Origin of the sequence: Bradyrhizobium sp. LTSP857 (assembly GCF_000938285.1) — a bacterium.
Lineage (GTDB): Bacteria > Pseudomonadota > Alphaproteobacteria > Rhizobiales > Xanthobacteraceae > Bradyrhizobium.
In genome coordinates, this window is sequence record NZ_JYMS01000026.1 from 360,020 (window position 1) to 375,022 (window position 15,003).

General features: G+C 63.6%; 14 protein-coding genes. 4 read left to right on the forward strand and 10 right to left on the reverse strand.

The window, feature by feature from the left end; translation table 11 throughout:
- Positions 1 to 3 precede the first annotated feature (3 nt).
- The 3 genes from UP06_RS15795 to UP06_RS41520 all read right to left on the reverse strand — a co-directional run bounded on the left by UP06_RS15795 (position 4) and on the right by UP06_RS41520 (position 3,201).
- The gene (locus UP06_RS15795) at positions 4 to 1,245 is read right to left on the reverse strand and encodes an MFS transporter (protein WP_045004215.1); all 1,242 of its coding nucleotides are present in this window, start codon (positions 1,243 to 1,245) and stop codon (positions 4 to 6) included.
- Positions 1,246 to 1,468: 223 nt separating this feature from the next.
- Positions 1,469 to 2,812, reverse strand: a complete 1,344-nt coding sequence (glmM, locus tag UP06_RS15800) for a phosphoglucosamine mutase (protein WP_045003676.1) — start codon at positions 2,810 to 2,812, stop codon at positions 1,469 to 1,471.
- A 221-nt stretch (positions 2,813 to 3,033) separates the two neighbouring features.
- Positions 3,034 to 3,201, reverse strand: coding sequence for a hypothetical protein (locus UP06_RS41520; protein WP_197087265.1), 168 nt, complete (start codon positions 3,199 to 3,201; stop codon positions 3,034 to 3,036).
- 119 nt (positions 3,202 to 3,320) lie between these two features.
- On the opposite strand from UP06_RS41520, the gene UP06_RS15805 reads away from it, so the two are divergent.
- A complete protein-coding gene (locus tag UP06_RS15805) occupies positions 3,321 to 4,460 on the forward strand; it encodes an alpha-hydroxy acid oxidase (protein ID WP_045003678.1) in 1,140 nt (379 codons plus the stop codon).
- A gap of 161 nt (positions 4,461 to 4,621) precedes the next feature.
- Here UP06_RS15805 and UP06_RS15810 read toward each other — a convergent pair whose 3' ends face one another.
- Positions 4,622 to 6,715: a methyl-accepting chemotaxis protein gene (locus tag UP06_RS15810; protein ID WP_045003680.1), complete on the reverse strand. Its 2,094-nt coding sequence runs from the start codon at positions 6,713 to 6,715 to the stop codon at positions 4,622 to 4,624.
- A gap of 207 nt (positions 6,716 to 6,922) precedes the next feature.
- Here UP06_RS15810 and UP06_RS15815 point away from each other — a divergent pair, with 207 nt between their 5' ends.
- The 3 genes from UP06_RS15815 (at position 6,923) to UP06_RS15825 (ending at position 9,711) form a co-directional block, all read left to right on the forward strand.
- Positions 6,923 to 7,516, forward strand: a complete 594-nt coding sequence (locus UP06_RS15815) for a TetR/AcrR family transcriptional regulator (RefSeq protein ID WP_197087267.1) — start codon at positions 6,923 to 6,925, stop codon at positions 7,514 to 7,516.
- A 231-nt stretch (positions 7,517 to 7,747) separates the two neighbouring features.
- Positions 7,748 to 8,965 (forward strand): ABC transporter substrate-binding protein, encoded by a 1,218-nt coding sequence (locus UP06_RS15820; protein ID WP_045003684.1) that lies wholly within the window; start codon positions 7,748 to 7,750, stop codon positions 8,963 to 8,965.
- A gap of 44 nt (positions 8,966 to 9,009) precedes the next feature.
- Positions 9,010 to 9,711: a MarR family winged helix-turn-helix transcriptional regulator gene (locus tag UP06_RS15825; RefSeq protein WP_063778863.1), complete on the forward strand. Its 702-nt coding sequence runs from the start codon at positions 9,010 to 9,012 to the stop codon at positions 9,709 to 9,711.
- On the opposite strand, the gene UP06_RS15830 is transcribed toward UP06_RS15825, so the two are convergent.
- From UP06_RS15830 to UP06_RS15855, 6 genes are all read right to left on the reverse strand, one after another.
- Positions 9,674 to 10,291 (reverse strand): single stranded DNA-binding domain-containing protein, encoded by a 618-nt coding sequence (locus tag UP06_RS15830; RefSeq protein ID WP_045003686.1) that lies wholly within the window; start codon positions 10,289 to 10,291, stop codon positions 9,674 to 9,676. The genes UP06_RS15825 and UP06_RS15830 overlap by 38 nt on opposite strands.
- Positions 10,292 to 10,421: 130 nt before the next feature.
- Entirely contained in the window at positions 10,422 to 11,048 is a 627-nt protein-coding gene (locus UP06_RS15835; protein ID WP_045003688.1) for a hypothetical protein, read from the reverse strand.
- A gap of 56 nt (positions 11,049 to 11,104) precedes the next feature.
- The gene (locus UP06_RS15840; protein WP_045003689.1) at positions 11,105 to 11,944 is read right to left on the reverse strand and encodes a shikimate dehydrogenase; all 840 of its coding nucleotides are present in this window, start codon (positions 11,942 to 11,944) and stop codon (positions 11,105 to 11,107) included.
- 51 nt (positions 11,945 to 11,995) lie between these two features.
- Positions 11,996 to 12,640 carry a YoaK family protein gene (locus tag UP06_RS15845; RefSeq protein ID WP_045004219.1) on the reverse strand — a complete coding sequence of 215 codons (645 nt, stop codon included), beginning with the start codon at positions 12,638 to 12,640 and terminating at the stop codon, positions 11,996 to 11,998.
- Positions 12,641 to 12,708: 68 nt separating this feature from the next.
- Positions 12,709 to 14,463: a SulP family inorganic anion transporter gene (locus UP06_RS15850; RefSeq protein WP_045003691.1), complete on the reverse strand. Its 1,755-nt coding sequence runs from the start codon at positions 14,461 to 14,463 to the stop codon at positions 12,709 to 12,711.
- 84 nt (positions 14,464 to 14,547) lie between these two features.
- Entirely contained in the window at positions 14,548 to 14,820 is a 273-nt protein-coding gene (locus tag UP06_RS15855) for a helix-turn-helix domain-containing protein (RefSeq protein ID WP_045003693.1), read from the reverse strand.
- Positions 14,821 to 15,003: the final 183 nt, after the last annotated feature.

Below are 15,003 nucleotides of genomic sequence, written 5' to 3' on the forward strand. Positions count from 1 at the left end.
TTGTTAACGCGCGTGCTGCGGCAGCTTGGGCAGGAACACCGCAAGAAGCCCGATCGCCGGCAGATAGGCGCAGACCTGATAGACGAACTCGATCGAGGTGTGATCGGCGAGCTTGCCGAGCACGGCCGCACCCAAGCCGCCGATGCCGAAGGCGACGCCGAAGAACACGCCGGAGATCATGCCGAAGCGGTGCGGCACCAGCTCCTGCGCGAACACGATGATCGACGACGTCGTCGAGGAGATGATCAGGCCGATGACGACTGTGAGCGCCGCGCTTGCATAGAGCCCGGCATAAGGCAGCGCCAGCGTGAACGGCAGCGCGCCGAGGATCGAGATCCAGATCACGATCTTGCGGCCGAAGCGGTCCCCCAAGGGACCACCGAAGAACGCGCCGACGGCGTTCGCCGCCAGGAAGATGAAGAGATAGATCTGGGCTGCCTGCGTCGACACACCGAAGCGGTCGATCAGATAGAAGATGTAGTAGCTCGACAGGCTCGAGACGTAGAGCTGTTTTGAGAACAGCAGCGCGACGAGCACGAGAAGCGCAATCTTGACGCGGCGCGAGCTCGGCGCGTCGGGATGAGCGCGAGCCACCGCCATCTTCTTCGCCTTGATCTGCGGCTCATACCAGCGGCCGATGCGCCAGAGGATGACGATGGCGAGGAACGCGATCGAGGAGAACCAGGCGATACTGCCCTGCCCGAACGGCACCACGATGAGTGCGGCCAATATCGGCCCCATCGAGGTACCAAAGCTGCCACCGAGCTGGAACACCGATTGCGCGAAACCGTAGCGACCGCCGGAGGCGAGCCGCGCGATGCGCGCGGACTCCGGGTGAAACACCGCCGAGCCGAGGCCGACCAGCGCGGCAGCAATCAGGATGACGAAATATTGGTGCGCGGCACTGAGCAGCAGCAGGCCGAAGAAGGTCGAGGCCATGCCGATCGACAGCGAATAGGGCTGCGCCTTCTTGTCGGTGTAGTGGCCGACCACCGGCTGAAGCAGCGAGGCCGTGAACTGGAAGGCCAGCGTGATCATGCCGATCTGCGCGAAGTCGAGCGCATAGGTGTCCTTCAGGATCGGATACACCGAGGCGATCAGCGACTGCATGGTGTCGTTGAGGAAGTGCGAGAAGCTGATGCCGGCAAGAACGACATAGGCCGGCCCCGCGGCAGCGGGCGCGATGTCGGCGACGACGACCGGCTCGGTCAACGTTTCCTCGGAGACGACGACTGGCTTGTTCAATGGAGCAATCCCGGCAGGCGCGGCGAACCGCCGCATCCGCCTAACTACGATGCTAGCGGCGGCCAAACCACCGCCAATCGTCGATAGCTGGGATGCGCGTGCGCTCCGTTAGGTCCAAGGATTTCGTAGCCCGGATGGAGCGCAGCGTAATCCGGGGCATCCGTATTCGCGGGCGCGAATCCCGGATTTCGCTGCGCTCCATCCGGGCTACGATCGTACTTGCTTACGCCGCGGCTTGTCCCAGCGCCGAGACAATCGTGTCGACGACGTCCTCGACCAGGATGCGGTCTTCGCCTTCGGCCATGACGCGGATCACCGGCTCGGTGCCGGAGGAGCGGATCAAGAGGCGGCCGTGGCCGTTGAGGCGCTTCTCGCCGTCGGAGATCGCCGACTTGACGTCGGAATCATCGAGCGGCTTGCCGCCCTTGTGGCGGACATTCTTGAGAATCTGCGGCAGCGGATCGAAGCGGTGGCAGACCTCGGACACGGGACGGCGCAGCCTCTGCACCACCGCCAGCACCTGCAAGGCAGCAACGAAGCCGTCGCCGGTGGTGGCGTAGTCGGACAGGATGATGTGGCCGGACTGCTCGCCGCCGAGATTGTAGCCGCCGCTCAGCATCTGCTCGAGCACGTAGCGGTCACCGACCGGCGTGCGCACGAGATCGAGCCCCTGCCCCTTCAGGAAACGCTCCAGCCCGAGATTGGACATCACGGTGGCGACGATGCCGGGCCGCGACAGCCGACCGTCTTCCTTCCAGCTCTGCGCGATCACCGCCAGCAACTGGTCGCCGTCAACGACATGGCCGCGCTCGTCGACCAGGATGACGCGGTCGGCGTCGCCGTCGAGTGCAATGCCGATGTCGGCGCGCATCTCGCGCACCTTCTTCGACAGCGCTTCTGGCGAGGTCGAGCCGCAATCCTTGTTGATGTTGAAGCCGTCGGGTTCGACGCCGATCGGCACCACGTCGGCGCCCAGCTCCCACAGCGCTTCCGGCACCACCTTGTAGGCGGCGCCATTGGCGCAATCGACCACGACGCGCAGGCCGTCAAGCGACAGATCGCGCGGCAGCGTGCGCTTGGCGAATTCGATGTAGCGGTCATGCACGCCGTCGATACGGCGGGCGCGACCGAGACTCGCGCTCTGTGCCAGCCGCTTGTCGATGGGCTCGTCGAGCAGTTGCTCGATCTGCTTCTCGACGTCGTCGGACAGCTTGAAGCCCTGCGGGCCGAACAGCTTGATGCCGTTGTCCTCGAACAGATTATGCGAGGCCGAGATCATCACGCCGAGATCGGCGCGCATCGACTTGGTCAGCATCGCGACCGCCGGCGTCGGCATCGGGCCGACCAGCAGCACGTCCATGCCGACGGAGGTGAAGCCCGCGACCATCGCATATTCGATCATGTAGCCGGACAGGCGGGTGTCCTTGCCGATCACGACCCGGTGGCGGTGGTCACCGCGCTGAAACGCAAGGCCTGCGGCCTGGCCGACCTTGAGCGCGAGCTCCGGCGTGATCAGTCCGTTGGCGCGGCCCCGAATCCCGTCAGTCCCGAAATATTTGCGGCTCATATCGTCCCCCACGCAACAACCAGGGATCCCCACTACAACTACCGGATGCCTTGTACGGCTCCGCCATCCCTGATTACGCTGGGATCTTATAAAGCGTTCGCAGCTAATTTGGCTTCAAAAAATATGATGAATCATTACGGAACCGGGCCGGCACCGCTCCGGTAACTTATTGTTAATATTATATTTCCTGCTGGAAAGCCGGAGTGGGGCGGAACCGCCCGTTAGCCCGTCCGCTTCACGTGACCGTCCTCGCGGCTCGGCGCCGGCTGGGTGACGTTGACGGGATCGGAGCCCGGAAAGGTCTCTTCGAGGCCCTCTTCCAGCGCTTCTTCGAGGTCTTGCTTCTCTTTGATTTCTTCCGGCGTCGGTCCGGCGTGCGGCTTGGTCATGGCACCCCTCTCGCAAACGATTTGGCTGTGCATCCAACCATGCTAGATGACCCCTAAACCTTCCGATGCAAGACTTCTAATACAAGACTTCCGATACAAGACGGGCCGGGGAAACGTTCATGAAGCACATCACCTGTATCGACGATCTGCGCACGCTGCATCAGCGTCGCGTGCCGAAGGCGTTCTTCGATTATTGCGACCGTGGTTCCTATGCCGAGGAGACACTGCGCGCCAATCGCGATGACATGCAGGACATCAAATTCCGCCAGCGCATCCTGATCGACGTCTCCAGCCGCGACACCTCGACCACAATCCTCGGCGAGCCTTCGACCATGCCGCTGATGCTCGCGCCTGTCGGCCTGCTGGGCATGCAGCATGGCGACGGCGAGATCTACGCCTGCCGCGCCGCGCAGGCCGCCGGCATCCCGTTCACGCAATCGACGATGTCGATCTGCTCGATCGAGGACATCGCCGCCAATGTCGAGAAGCCGTTCTGGTTCCAGCTCTACGTGATGAAGGACCGCGGCTTCATCAAGGAGCTGATCCAGCGCGCGATGGCGGCGAAATGCTCGGCGCTGGTGCTGACCGTCGACCTCCAGGTGATCGGCCAGCGCCACCAGGACATCAAGAACGGCATGACGGTGCCGCCGGAATGGTCGCTGTCGAAGCTGATCGATTTCGCCACCAAGCCGGCCTGGGTGTCGGGCGTGCTCCAGGGCAAGCGCCGCACCTTCGGCAATCTCGCCGGTCATCTGAAGGTCAGCGACGACATCACGTCGCTGTCGACCTGGATCAACTCGCAGTTCGACACCTCGCTGAACTGGAAGGACATCGACTGGATCCGCAGCATCTGGCCGGGCAAGCTGATCCTGAAGGGCATTCTCGACGTCGAAGACGCCGAGCTCGCCGCGAAAACCGGCGCGCAGGCGATCGTGGTCTCCAACCATGGCGGCCGTCAGCTCGACGGCGCGCCGTCCTCGATCGAGGTGCTGCCCGAGATCGTCGACGCCGTCGGTGAGCGGATGGAGGTCATGTTCGACGGCGGCATCCGCTCCGGCCAGGACGTGATGCGCGCGCTCGCGCTCGGCGCAAAATCCTGCATGATCGGCCGCGCCTACGCCTATGGCCTCGGTGCCGGCGGCCAGGCCGGCGTCGCCAAGGCGATCGACATCATCCAGAAGGAGCTGTTGACCACCATGGGCCTGTGCGGCGTCAACAGGATCGACGAGATCGACGATCACATCATTGCGGTACCGTAGACTCTCGTAGGGTGGGCAAAGCGGAGCGTGCCCACCACCTTTTACGGAATGAGAGAAGAGGTGGGCACGGCGAAAGCGCGCCTTTGCCCACCCTACGATTCTGAACTCAGCGGCTAACCAAAGCCGCCATCACGATCTCAGTCGTCTTCCGTGGTCCTGGACTACGCCGCCCGGATCTTGCCGAGGAAATTTGTCACGTCGGAACCGAGCTGGCGGCTCTGCGTCTCCAGGAGCTCCGACGCCTGCTTCACGTTCTCGGCGGCGGCTGCGGCTGCGTCCGCATCGGTCTTGACGCCGGTGATGTTCTCCGAGACGCGCTTGGTGCCTTGGGCCGCATATTGCGTGCTGCGCGTGATTTCCTGCGTGGCCGCGCCCTGTTCCTGGACGGCCGTCGCGATGGCGGTTGCGACCTCGTCGACCTCGCCGATGATGCCGCCGATTGCCTGAATGTCATTGATGGCGTCGCGGGCAACCTTCTGCATGCCGGCGATCTGCTCGGATATCTCGTCGGTCGCCTTCGCGGTCTGAGTCGCGAGCGATTTGACCTCGGAGGCGACAACCGCAAAACCGCGGCCGGCCTCGCCGGCACGTGCGGCCTCGATGGTGGCGTTGAGCGCGAGCAGGTTGGTCTGCGCGGCGATGGTGTTGATCAGTCCGACCACCTCACCGATCCGGTTCGCCGATTTCGCCAGTCCCTGCACCGTCACGTCGGTGTCGCGCGCCTGCGTCACCGCGCGGCTGACGATACTTGTGGCGTGTGCCGCCTGCTGGCTGATGTCGTTGATCGACGCGCTGAGCTCTTCGGCCGCGACAGCCACGCTATCGACGCTCGCGGAAGCATCGCCCGAGGCCTTGCCGGCAACCAGGACGCGATTGTTGGTCTGACTCGACACGCCGGAGAGATCGCCCGAGGTCTTGCGCATCTCGGACGAGGCAACGCTCAACTCGTCGAGCGATTTTCTGATCGCACCCTCGAACTCGCCGATGTAACTCTCGATCGCGCGCTGGCGTGCTGCAGCCTCCGCATTGCGCTCGCGTTCGTGGGCCTCGATCTTCAGCTTGTCCACCGCGTGCTGCTTGAAAGTTTCGAGCGCTCCGGCGAGTGCGCCGATCTCGTCATGACGGTCGAGATAGCCAGGGTCGACAGCGAGGTCGCCGCCGGCGACCTTCAGCATGGCGTCGCGAATCCGGTGCAGCGGCGCAATCACACGGCGGCTGACCGCAAGCAATGTGGCAGCGGTCAGGACGATGGCGGTGATCAGCAGCGTGAGCAGGACAGTCAGCGACTGCATCGCCACAGCGCGCTGCGCCGCGGAATGTTCCTTGGCGGTTGCCAGTACTGCCTCGGCGAACTTCACCGCGGTCGTCAAGCGGCCGACCAAATAGGGCTTCCACTCGGCGCTGGTCATCGGCGGCTGCTCGCCCTTGGCAACGGCTGAGACGATGCCGCCGCGTATGTCGGAAAACTGCGGATCGAAATAGGCGGACTTGGTTTCCGCCATGGCTGCGCTCAATGCCGGCGGCAGTTGCATGCCGGAGGCGGCGATTTCGATCGCGCTCCAGGCGGTATCGGCTCCTCCGTTCCACTTCGTATAAGCGAGCTGCAGCTCGGGCGTGATTTTGCCGCTGTCGAGCGCGTTGACGACAATAAGCGAATATTGGCCGGCGTTCAGGCGCAATAGCCACGCCATCTGCTTGATCACGAGGAGCTGATCGATGGTCGCATCCTGATGGTTGACACTGGCTGCAAGCAGGCGCGCCAGCTTTTCGAGGATAGCCATCAAGCCGTCCGCGCTGTCGGTATAGTCCTTGGCCAACGCTGCACGGCGCGACGCCCTGGGTTTGGCGGCCTCGATCCAGAATTCCGCCTGCGCCGCGATCAGCGCCTTGTTCAGCCGGTCGATATCGGCAACGATCATATCCCGCTGCGGGATGTCGATCGAGGGCAAGATCTCAATTAAGCGTACAAGCGCGGGCATCTGCTCGTTGCGAACACCGCGAATATAGTTCTCGATATCGTTGTTCATCTGGATATCGGAGGCCAGTTGCTGGCTGCTGTTCGAGCGGTCGACCCGGATATTGGACATCGCCTTGAATGCGTCGGCGGACGCTGTCGAAACCGCAACCATGTGGTTGGCTTGCTGCAACCGGATCCACGAGCTCCAGGCGAAGACGGACACGCCGGCAACGATCACGAGTGCGGTGGACAGAACGACCGCCTTCAGCAGCGCAGAAACGCTCAAACGATTCAACATCGGACACCCCAGGATTCCAAAGCTTGCGTGGAGACCAGCGGCAATCCGCGGGCCGAACAGGCACTTCTCTCAATTACTCTGAAATCAGTAAAAAACTTGTTGACGAACCAACAAGTATTATTTTAGATCGTCGGCAAGCGAACGGGGAGCCGGCGGAGCATGATCGGGGAAGCGCGGCGTGTGTCCGAACGAAAGGGCGAGGCATCCGTGCGCGAGGCGCGCACGCAGGCCGAGCGCCGCGACGAGGCCGAGCGCCGTATTCTCGAAGCCGCCGCTGAGATCGCGGCCGAAGGCGGGTTTGAGGCGGTCACGTTGGCCGAAGCTGGTGCGCGGGCGGGTTACAGCCGCGGGCTGCCATCGCACTACTTTCGGACCAAGGGCGACTTGCTGGCGGCGCTTGGCATCTACGTCGTCGATTCGTATCGCGCCAGTGCGAGCGATGTGGTCGGCTTCGAAGGTCTGATCGAAGCGATCCGCTACTATTTCCAGATGCCGTTAGAGAACCCGACCATGGTCCGCGCCTTCCACGCGGTGCTTGCCAGTGCGCTCAACACGCCGGCGGTCGCGGCAACCGTCGCTCAGCTCAATCGAAACACCGTTGCGGAGATCGCGGCTGCCATCAGGGCCGGTATCACTGCTGGACGGCTGCGCGACGACATCGATCCGGACATGCAGGGCGCGCTGATCCTGGCAACCCTGCGGGGAGCGATCCCGCAATGGCTGGCCGATCCCGAGCGCATCGACCTGACGCGCCTCGGAACGCATTTCATCTCAACCCTCGAGCAGAGCCTGGCGAAATGAGCGAGCCGCAACTGGGCACTGTCGAATATTGGGCCGCGACCACACCGGCGACGAGGGCCTTCGTTGAAGGCGGCCGGCGCTTGACTTCGGCCGCGCATATTGTTGCTGAGGCAACTAATTTGTCCGAGCGTGCCGAAATAGCGCGACACCTCCGCTTGCCATTGGAACCGGTCGAACGATACCAGGCGGCATTCGCGAGCTGCGTTCAATAGGCCGTAGAACGAGGAGGCTATGACAATCAATCGGCGGACGGTGCTCACTGGCGCAGTAAGCGGTCTGGCAGCTGGGCTCGTCAAACGAACGGCCTTCGCGGCAGGATCTTACGATCCCGGCGCCAGCGACAAGGAGATCCGCATCGGACAGTTCGGTCCCCTGAGCGGTCCCGTCTCCTCGTTCGGCGTGCTGGCCAACGCGATGGACGCTTATTTCCGCATGGTGAATGAGCAGGGCGGGATCAACGGGCGCAAGATCACTTTCATCAATTACGACGATGCCTACAGCCCGCCGAAATCGGTAGAGGCAGCGCGGCGGCTGGTCGAGGGCGATCAGGTCCTGTTCATCGCCGGCGCGATGGGAACGCCCGGCAACATCGCCGTTCAAAAATACATGAATGCGCGCAAGGTGCCGCAACTGTTCCTGGCGGCGGCGGCGAGCAAGTTGTCCGATCCCGTCAACGCCCCGTGGACGATGCTGTGGAGCACGACCTATGAACACGAGGGCTCGGTGATCGGTCGCCACATTGCGAGCACCTGGCCTGACTCGAAGATAGCGGTGCTCTATCAGAATGACGACGCCGGCAAGCCGACCTTGACGGGCTTGAAGCATGGCCTTGCTGGCAAGACATCGCAGATCGTCTCCGAGCTGAGCTACATGATCGGCGATCCCACAATTGATTCGCAGATCGTTCAGATGAAGGTATCCGGCGCCGATGTCGTCAGCCTGATCACGATCCCCAGGATGGCGAGCCAGGCGCTGCGGAAGATGGCCGCGCTCGACTGGAAGCCCAAGGTATTTCTCGGCTCGGGCAATTCGTCGACCCGCGCAACCTTGAAGCCGGCAGGATTCGAGAACGCGCAGGGCGTGCAGGCGTTGGTCACGCGTCAGGATCCGGGCAACCCCCTGTGGGCCGGGCAAAAGGATATGCAGGATTACATGGCCTTCCTCGATCGCTACGCACCGAATGCGGACCGCGCCGACGATCTCTATGCGATCGGCTACACGATCGCGGCGACGACGTCGCATGTCATTCGCGCCTGCGGCGACAATCTGACCAGAGCGAACGTTCTTCGGCAGGCGACCAACCTCTCAAGCTTCGCGGCTCCGCTGCTTGTTCCAGGCATTACAATGACCACAACACCGACGGACTACGTTCCCATCAAGCAGTTTCAACTGATGCGCTTCAGGGGTGAGGGCTATGAGAAGGTGGGAGGCCTGTTGAGTGCTTCCTAGTTTCAAATCGTCACGCGGGCGAATATTCGGGAGCGAGGTACGGCATGCATTCTGTCCGCGAAGCAGTTGAGTTGCAGATCCAATTGTCGAAATTCTGGCATTTCGACGGTAACCGGCATGGATTGCGCGATCGAGAATGGCTGGCGCTCCGATTTCTTGGACGGGCGAACCGGTTCTCGCGCACCCCGTCGGCACTCGCCGCCGCCATTGGCGCCACCAAGGCAGCGACATCCCCGATCGTGAAGATTCTCGTGAAGAAATCGCTGCTGGTCCGGAAGCAGTCGCTTGAGGACAAGCGCTCGGTCACGCTCGAGGTAACCCCGCTGGGTGAAAGACACCTGGCTCAACACGACCCGATCAATCTCGCGCTGAGTGCGATGGCCGAGCTTGGCGACGAAGATCGTGTCGCGTTGCTCAATTCACTCCGAGACATCTTGAGCCGCATCGATTCGACGCATCAGTGCTTCAATATCGGCGTTTGTCGAGATTGCATGTTTCTTGCGGAACAAGAGCCGCACGAGGGTAAGGGGCGCAAGCCCGCGAGGTTCAGGTGCAGGCTTTATCGAACCCCGATCACGTTTGACGAGACTGCGCTTCAGTGCACGAGCTTCGAGCGCACGCATCATCGCCCAAAGACGGACAAACATCTCAGTCGGCTGGTGTCGCAGGCCGGGGATGCGTCCCCCGGCCTTCTCCGGGACGACGCCGTCACATCGGTGGCGTCACGCCGTCGCGGCCGACATTAACCCGGTTGGCCTCCAGCGAGCCGTCTTCCTTCTTCGCCGCACCGAAGATGATCAGCTTTGCGCCCGGCTTGATCTCGGACTTGTCGCTGGCGACGAAGGTGACGATCGGGGTCTCCGGCGGCACCACGACTTTCTTCTCGCCGTCCTTGTACTTGACCAAAATGTTCTGGCCGTCGGTGCCCTTCACGGTCTGCGCGACGGTCGCATTCGTCATGGTCGAGTTGGCGCGCGCGTCCCAGGGGCGGAAGCCTTCGGCCGCACCGCGCTGGTTCTCCGGGAAGATGTGGACCGCGATCGCCTTCTGGGTGCCGTCGGGCTCGGGCATGGCGGTGACGCCGATGTAAGAGCCTTCCTTGATTTCCGACAGTGACGTCTTGACCACGGCAAAGACGGCGACGTTGTCGGTCATGTTGACCTTCACGTCATTGCCCTCGCGGGTCTTGATGCCGAGCGTATTGCCATCGACGCTTTCGATGGTGCCGCGGATGCGGACCTGCTGCGCCGAGACGGATGAAACGAAAATGCAGGTAGCGAAGGCGGCCACGACGGCGCGTGGCAGCCAGTTATTCAGATTTGACATGGTTTTGTCCCTTCAGGGCGTTGTGACGGTCACACAGGCCAACCCCGTGCGATCACCGCTATTCCCTCAACTTTTTGAGTCATGATCTTGTCGGAAAACCGCTGCACACTTTTCCGGATCATGCTCCCGATCACATCGGCGGTGTCAGGCCATCACGACCGACGCTGACACGGTTGGTCTCGAACGAGCCGTCCGGCAGCTGCTTCATGAAGGCCACGATCTTGGCTCCGGCCTTCAGGTCGGATTTTTCGCCCGGCACGAAGGTCACCACCGGTGTCATGTCGGAGACGAACACCTTCTTCTCGCCGTCCTTGTATTTGACGAGCAGCGTATGGCCGTCATTGCCGACCACGCTCTCCGACACAGTCGCATTGGTCATGCTGGAGTTGGGTTTCAGGTCGTAGGGCCGGGATCCCTCTCCGGTGCCGCGCATGCTCTCGGGAAACACATGCACCTCGACGGCGTTCTCGCCGCCATCCGGTCCCGGCACGGTGGTGGCGCCGACAAAGGAGCCGACCTTGATGTCGGCAAGCGAAATCTTGGTGATGCCGGCCACGCGCACATCGGATGCGATGTGGAGCTTGACCTCCTCACCGCTGCGCGACTTGACCTCCATCGTGTCACCCTGCACGTTTTCGATCGTGCCGCGCACGCGCGTTGGCACCGGCGCCTTCTGCGCGAAGGCATGGAGAGTTGAGGCGGCCACCATCGCGACGGCGATGAGCGGACGTGTGAAAGTTGCACGTTGAACAGACATGAAGATCTCCGGATTGTCCCACGGACATAGAACTCCGGAAACCGCACACTATTCGCTCAAGTCTTTGTGAGATCGGCCTCGACCAGCGCGCGCAGCTCTGCGGTAACTTCAGGCCTCTGGCCGAACCACAACTCGAAGCCGCGCACCGCCTGGTGCAAGAGCATGCCGAGCCCGTCGGCGGTCTTCAGGCCGCGGGCCTTGGCGGCTGCAAGCAGCGGCGTCACCAGGGGAACATAGACGAGGTCGGCGACGACGGCCGCTTCCGGCAGGCGCGCCACATCAACATCGAGTGAAGGCTGGCCGTGCATCCCGAGCGAGGTCGTGTTCACCAGCAATTTTGCCCGCGACAGCACGTCGTTGATCCCGTCCCAGGCCAACGGATGCACATTCGGCCCGAACTGTTTTGCCAGCGCCTCGGCCCGCCCGACGGTGCGGTTGGCGAGATGGATGCGACCAAAGCCGCGTTCGAGCAGGCCGAACACGACCGCGCGCGAGGAGCCGCCGGCGCCCAGCACCAGTGCCTCATCGGCCCCATCCCAACCGGGCGCGCTGGCATCGAGATTGTTGATAAAGCCCTCGACGTCGGTGTTGGTCGAGCGGAGTTCACCATCGGCGAACCACAGCGTGTTGGCGGCGCCGACCGCCTTTGCGCGCGCATCGGGCGCGGACAGCGCCAGCACGCCCTCCTTGTGCGGGATGGTGACGTTGGCGCCGACAAAACCGCGCAGCGACAGTCGCAGCACGAAGTCGCGGAGATCGTCGGGCGGAACGGCCTCGATGACGTAGCCGCCGGCGATCCCGAGCGTGCGCAGCCAATAGTGATGGATCAGCGGCGAACGCGAATGCGCTGCCGGCCATCCGATCAAGCAGGCTGCGGGAGCCTTGGTCACGGTCATCTTGTCCTCGGGTCGCTTTGGGGCGATCCATTTCGCGTCCGAACGGCTCTGTCAAGCGCGCGGGCGCCGCATCGCGACGGCCACGACCGCGCTCAAGGCGAGCGCTGCGCCGGCGGCAAACCAGATCGCGGCGAGATTGATCCAGGCATAGCCGAGCGCGCCGGCCGCCGAGCCCGCAACCAGCGCCGCCCACAACAGCAGGTTCGGCGCCCAGCCCCAGCGCGGACCGCCGGTCAGGCTGACGGCGAGGAGCTGGCCGACCTTGACCAGCGCGCCGGTGACATAGGTAAGGCCGAGGCCCGCGCCGCCGTCGATCTGGAACACAGCGTTCTCCAGGCCCATCGCGAGCACGATTCCCGCGATCGCGAGGTTCGGCACGCCGAACGCATGGCACAGCGCGGCACCTGCGAGCAGCACGGCCTCGGTGAGGAGCAGCCATGGTTGCCGCTCGGTGCCGCCGCCGAGCACCATCAGGCTGCCGGCCGCCGCACCGCCCACGAACAGCGCGATCAGGCCCAGGGCGCTGGCGGCCTGCTGCCAATGGGCCTCCGCAAGACTCACGCCGAGGCGCGTGGAGTTGCCGCTCATGAACGAGACGAACAGGCCGCCGAGATGCAGAAAGCCGATGCCGTCGACATAGCCTGCAAGCATGCTGAGCGCGCAGGCCAGCGCAATATTGCGACGCGAATCCAGCATTCCCTGCACCACCGCCGTGACGTCGCGGCAGTGTCGATCAAATCGGCCGGCTTGAGAAGTATGCGACGTCAGTTTGCTGCGACGTCATCGGCCGCGGGCTGAGCCGCGCCGCCCTTGATGTCGGCGACCGCGCGCTCGATCGTCACGCGATAGCGTGCACGCGGCGGCGTCACCCCATGGGTCAAGAGCACGCGGCGGACCGCGGGCGAGGCGCCGGTAATGAACAGCCTGATGCCCTGGCGGTGAGCCTTGGCGGCAACGCGGCCGAGCACGTTCGCCGCCGTCGAATCCAGGAATGGCACCGCGGCAAAATCAACGACGAAACCCTTGCGGTTGTCGGCGATGCCGTCGAGCACGCCTCCGATCGCGGACGCGGCACCGAAGAAGAAGGCGCCGGTGATGCGATAGACCAGCACGTCGCGATCCACCGCGAGCCCGGAATCGTAACGCACGCGCTCGCCATTGCCGTCATCGGGGCGATCGGCGGCCACCAGGGGCGAACGCTCCTCGATGCCGGTCATCTCCGCCATGCGGTGGATGAACAGCACTGCGCCGAGCGCGAAGCCGACCAGAATGCCTTCGGTCAGGTCGCGGAAGATCGTGAGCAGGAAGGTTGCGAGCAGCACGATGGCGTCGCCCCACGAGGAACGCAGCAGCGTGGCAAATTCGTGCTTCTCCGCCATGGTCCAGGCCACCACCACGAGCACGGCAGCGAGTGCTGCGAGCGGGATATAGCTTGCGAGCGGTGCTGCGATCAGCATGAACAGCAGCAGGAACAACGAGTGCAGCATACCCGCCAGCGGCCCGCGGGCGCCGGCGCGGATGTTGGTGGCGGTGCGCGCGATCAGGCCGGTGACGCAGATACCGCCGAACAGTGCCGAGCCGATATTGGCAACGCCTTGCGCGACCAGCTCGCAATTGGAGCGGTGACGGCGTCCGGTCATGCCGTCGGCCACCACGGCCGACAGCAGCGATTCGATTGCGGCGAGCAGCGCGAACGCGATTGCGTCAGGCAGCACTGCGCTCACCTTCTCCAGCGAAAACACAGGCAAGGCCGGCGACGGCAATTCGCGCGGGATGCCGCCGAAGCGGCTGCCGATGGTCTCGACCGGCAGCGACAGCGCAGCGCTCGCGACCGCCGCGAACACGACCGCGATCAGGATGCCGGGCCAGGACGGCCGCCAGCGCCGCAAGCCGGCGATGATGGCGATGCTGACGATTGCGATGGCGACGGCGGACGGATTGACGGTGTGCAGGCCTCCGGCCAGCGCGACGAGTTTTGCGACGAATTCGCTGGGCTCCTTCGCGACAAGCGTGATTCCGCCGAGATCGCGAAGCTGGCTTGCGAAGATGATCACGGCGATGCCGGCGGTGAAACCGACCGTCACCGGATAGGGAATGAACTTGATGTAGGTGCCGATCCGCAGCAATCCCGCGGCGATCAGAAACAGGCCCGCCATCAGGGTGGCGAGAATCACGCCATCGACGCCGTGACGGTTGGCGGTCGCCGCAACCAGCACAATGAAGGCGCCGGCCGGTCCACCGACCTGAAACCGGCTGCCGCCGAGCAGCGACGCGATGAAGCCGCCGACGACGGCGGTGTAGAGGCCGCGGTCGGGCGTCACGCCCGAGGCGATCGCGATCGCCATCGACAGCGGCAGCGCGACGATCGCAACCGTGAGGCCCGCGAACACGTCGGCGCGGAAATCCGACCAGCCATAGCCCTCGCGCCAGACGGTCACGAGCTTTGGCAGATAGAGTTCGGTAAAGGTCGGCTGACGAAGCTGGTGCAGCTTGCCTGCGTGTTCACCTGTGATGCTCATGCCCCACAACGCTCCGATGCACCATGCGGCCACGGCGCGACGGTGCGTTAGCTCAGCCCGCTTGCGAGCATGATCATTGCGCGATCACGCTCCGATCCGACGCGGCGGCCCGGGCTCCCTCAGGCGAACGCCACGTCCTCCGCTTTCGCTGCGTGCATGTTCGCCGATCAGCTCCACGCCGGCCCGGTCAAACGCGTCGACCACCTTCATCAAGGTCTCGACAACGCCGCGAACATTGCCGGTGCTGGCTTCCATCCGCTGGATGGTCGGCAGCGAAACGCCGGCGAGCTCGGCCAGGGTTCTCTGGTCAATGCCAAGCAGCGCGCGGGCTGCCCGCATTTGGAACGACGTGATCACCTTGGCCTCACGTGTCAGAGCATATAAGTGATATCTGAAGCATGTACAATGATGTAAAATACATCATCTTGGGGCGAACGCAAGTGGCTGCCCGTCTGTCTCCTCCGTCATTGCGAGGAGCTCTTGCGACGAAGCAATCCAGGCCGCCTCCGCAGAGACAGTCTGGATTGCTTCGCTACGCTC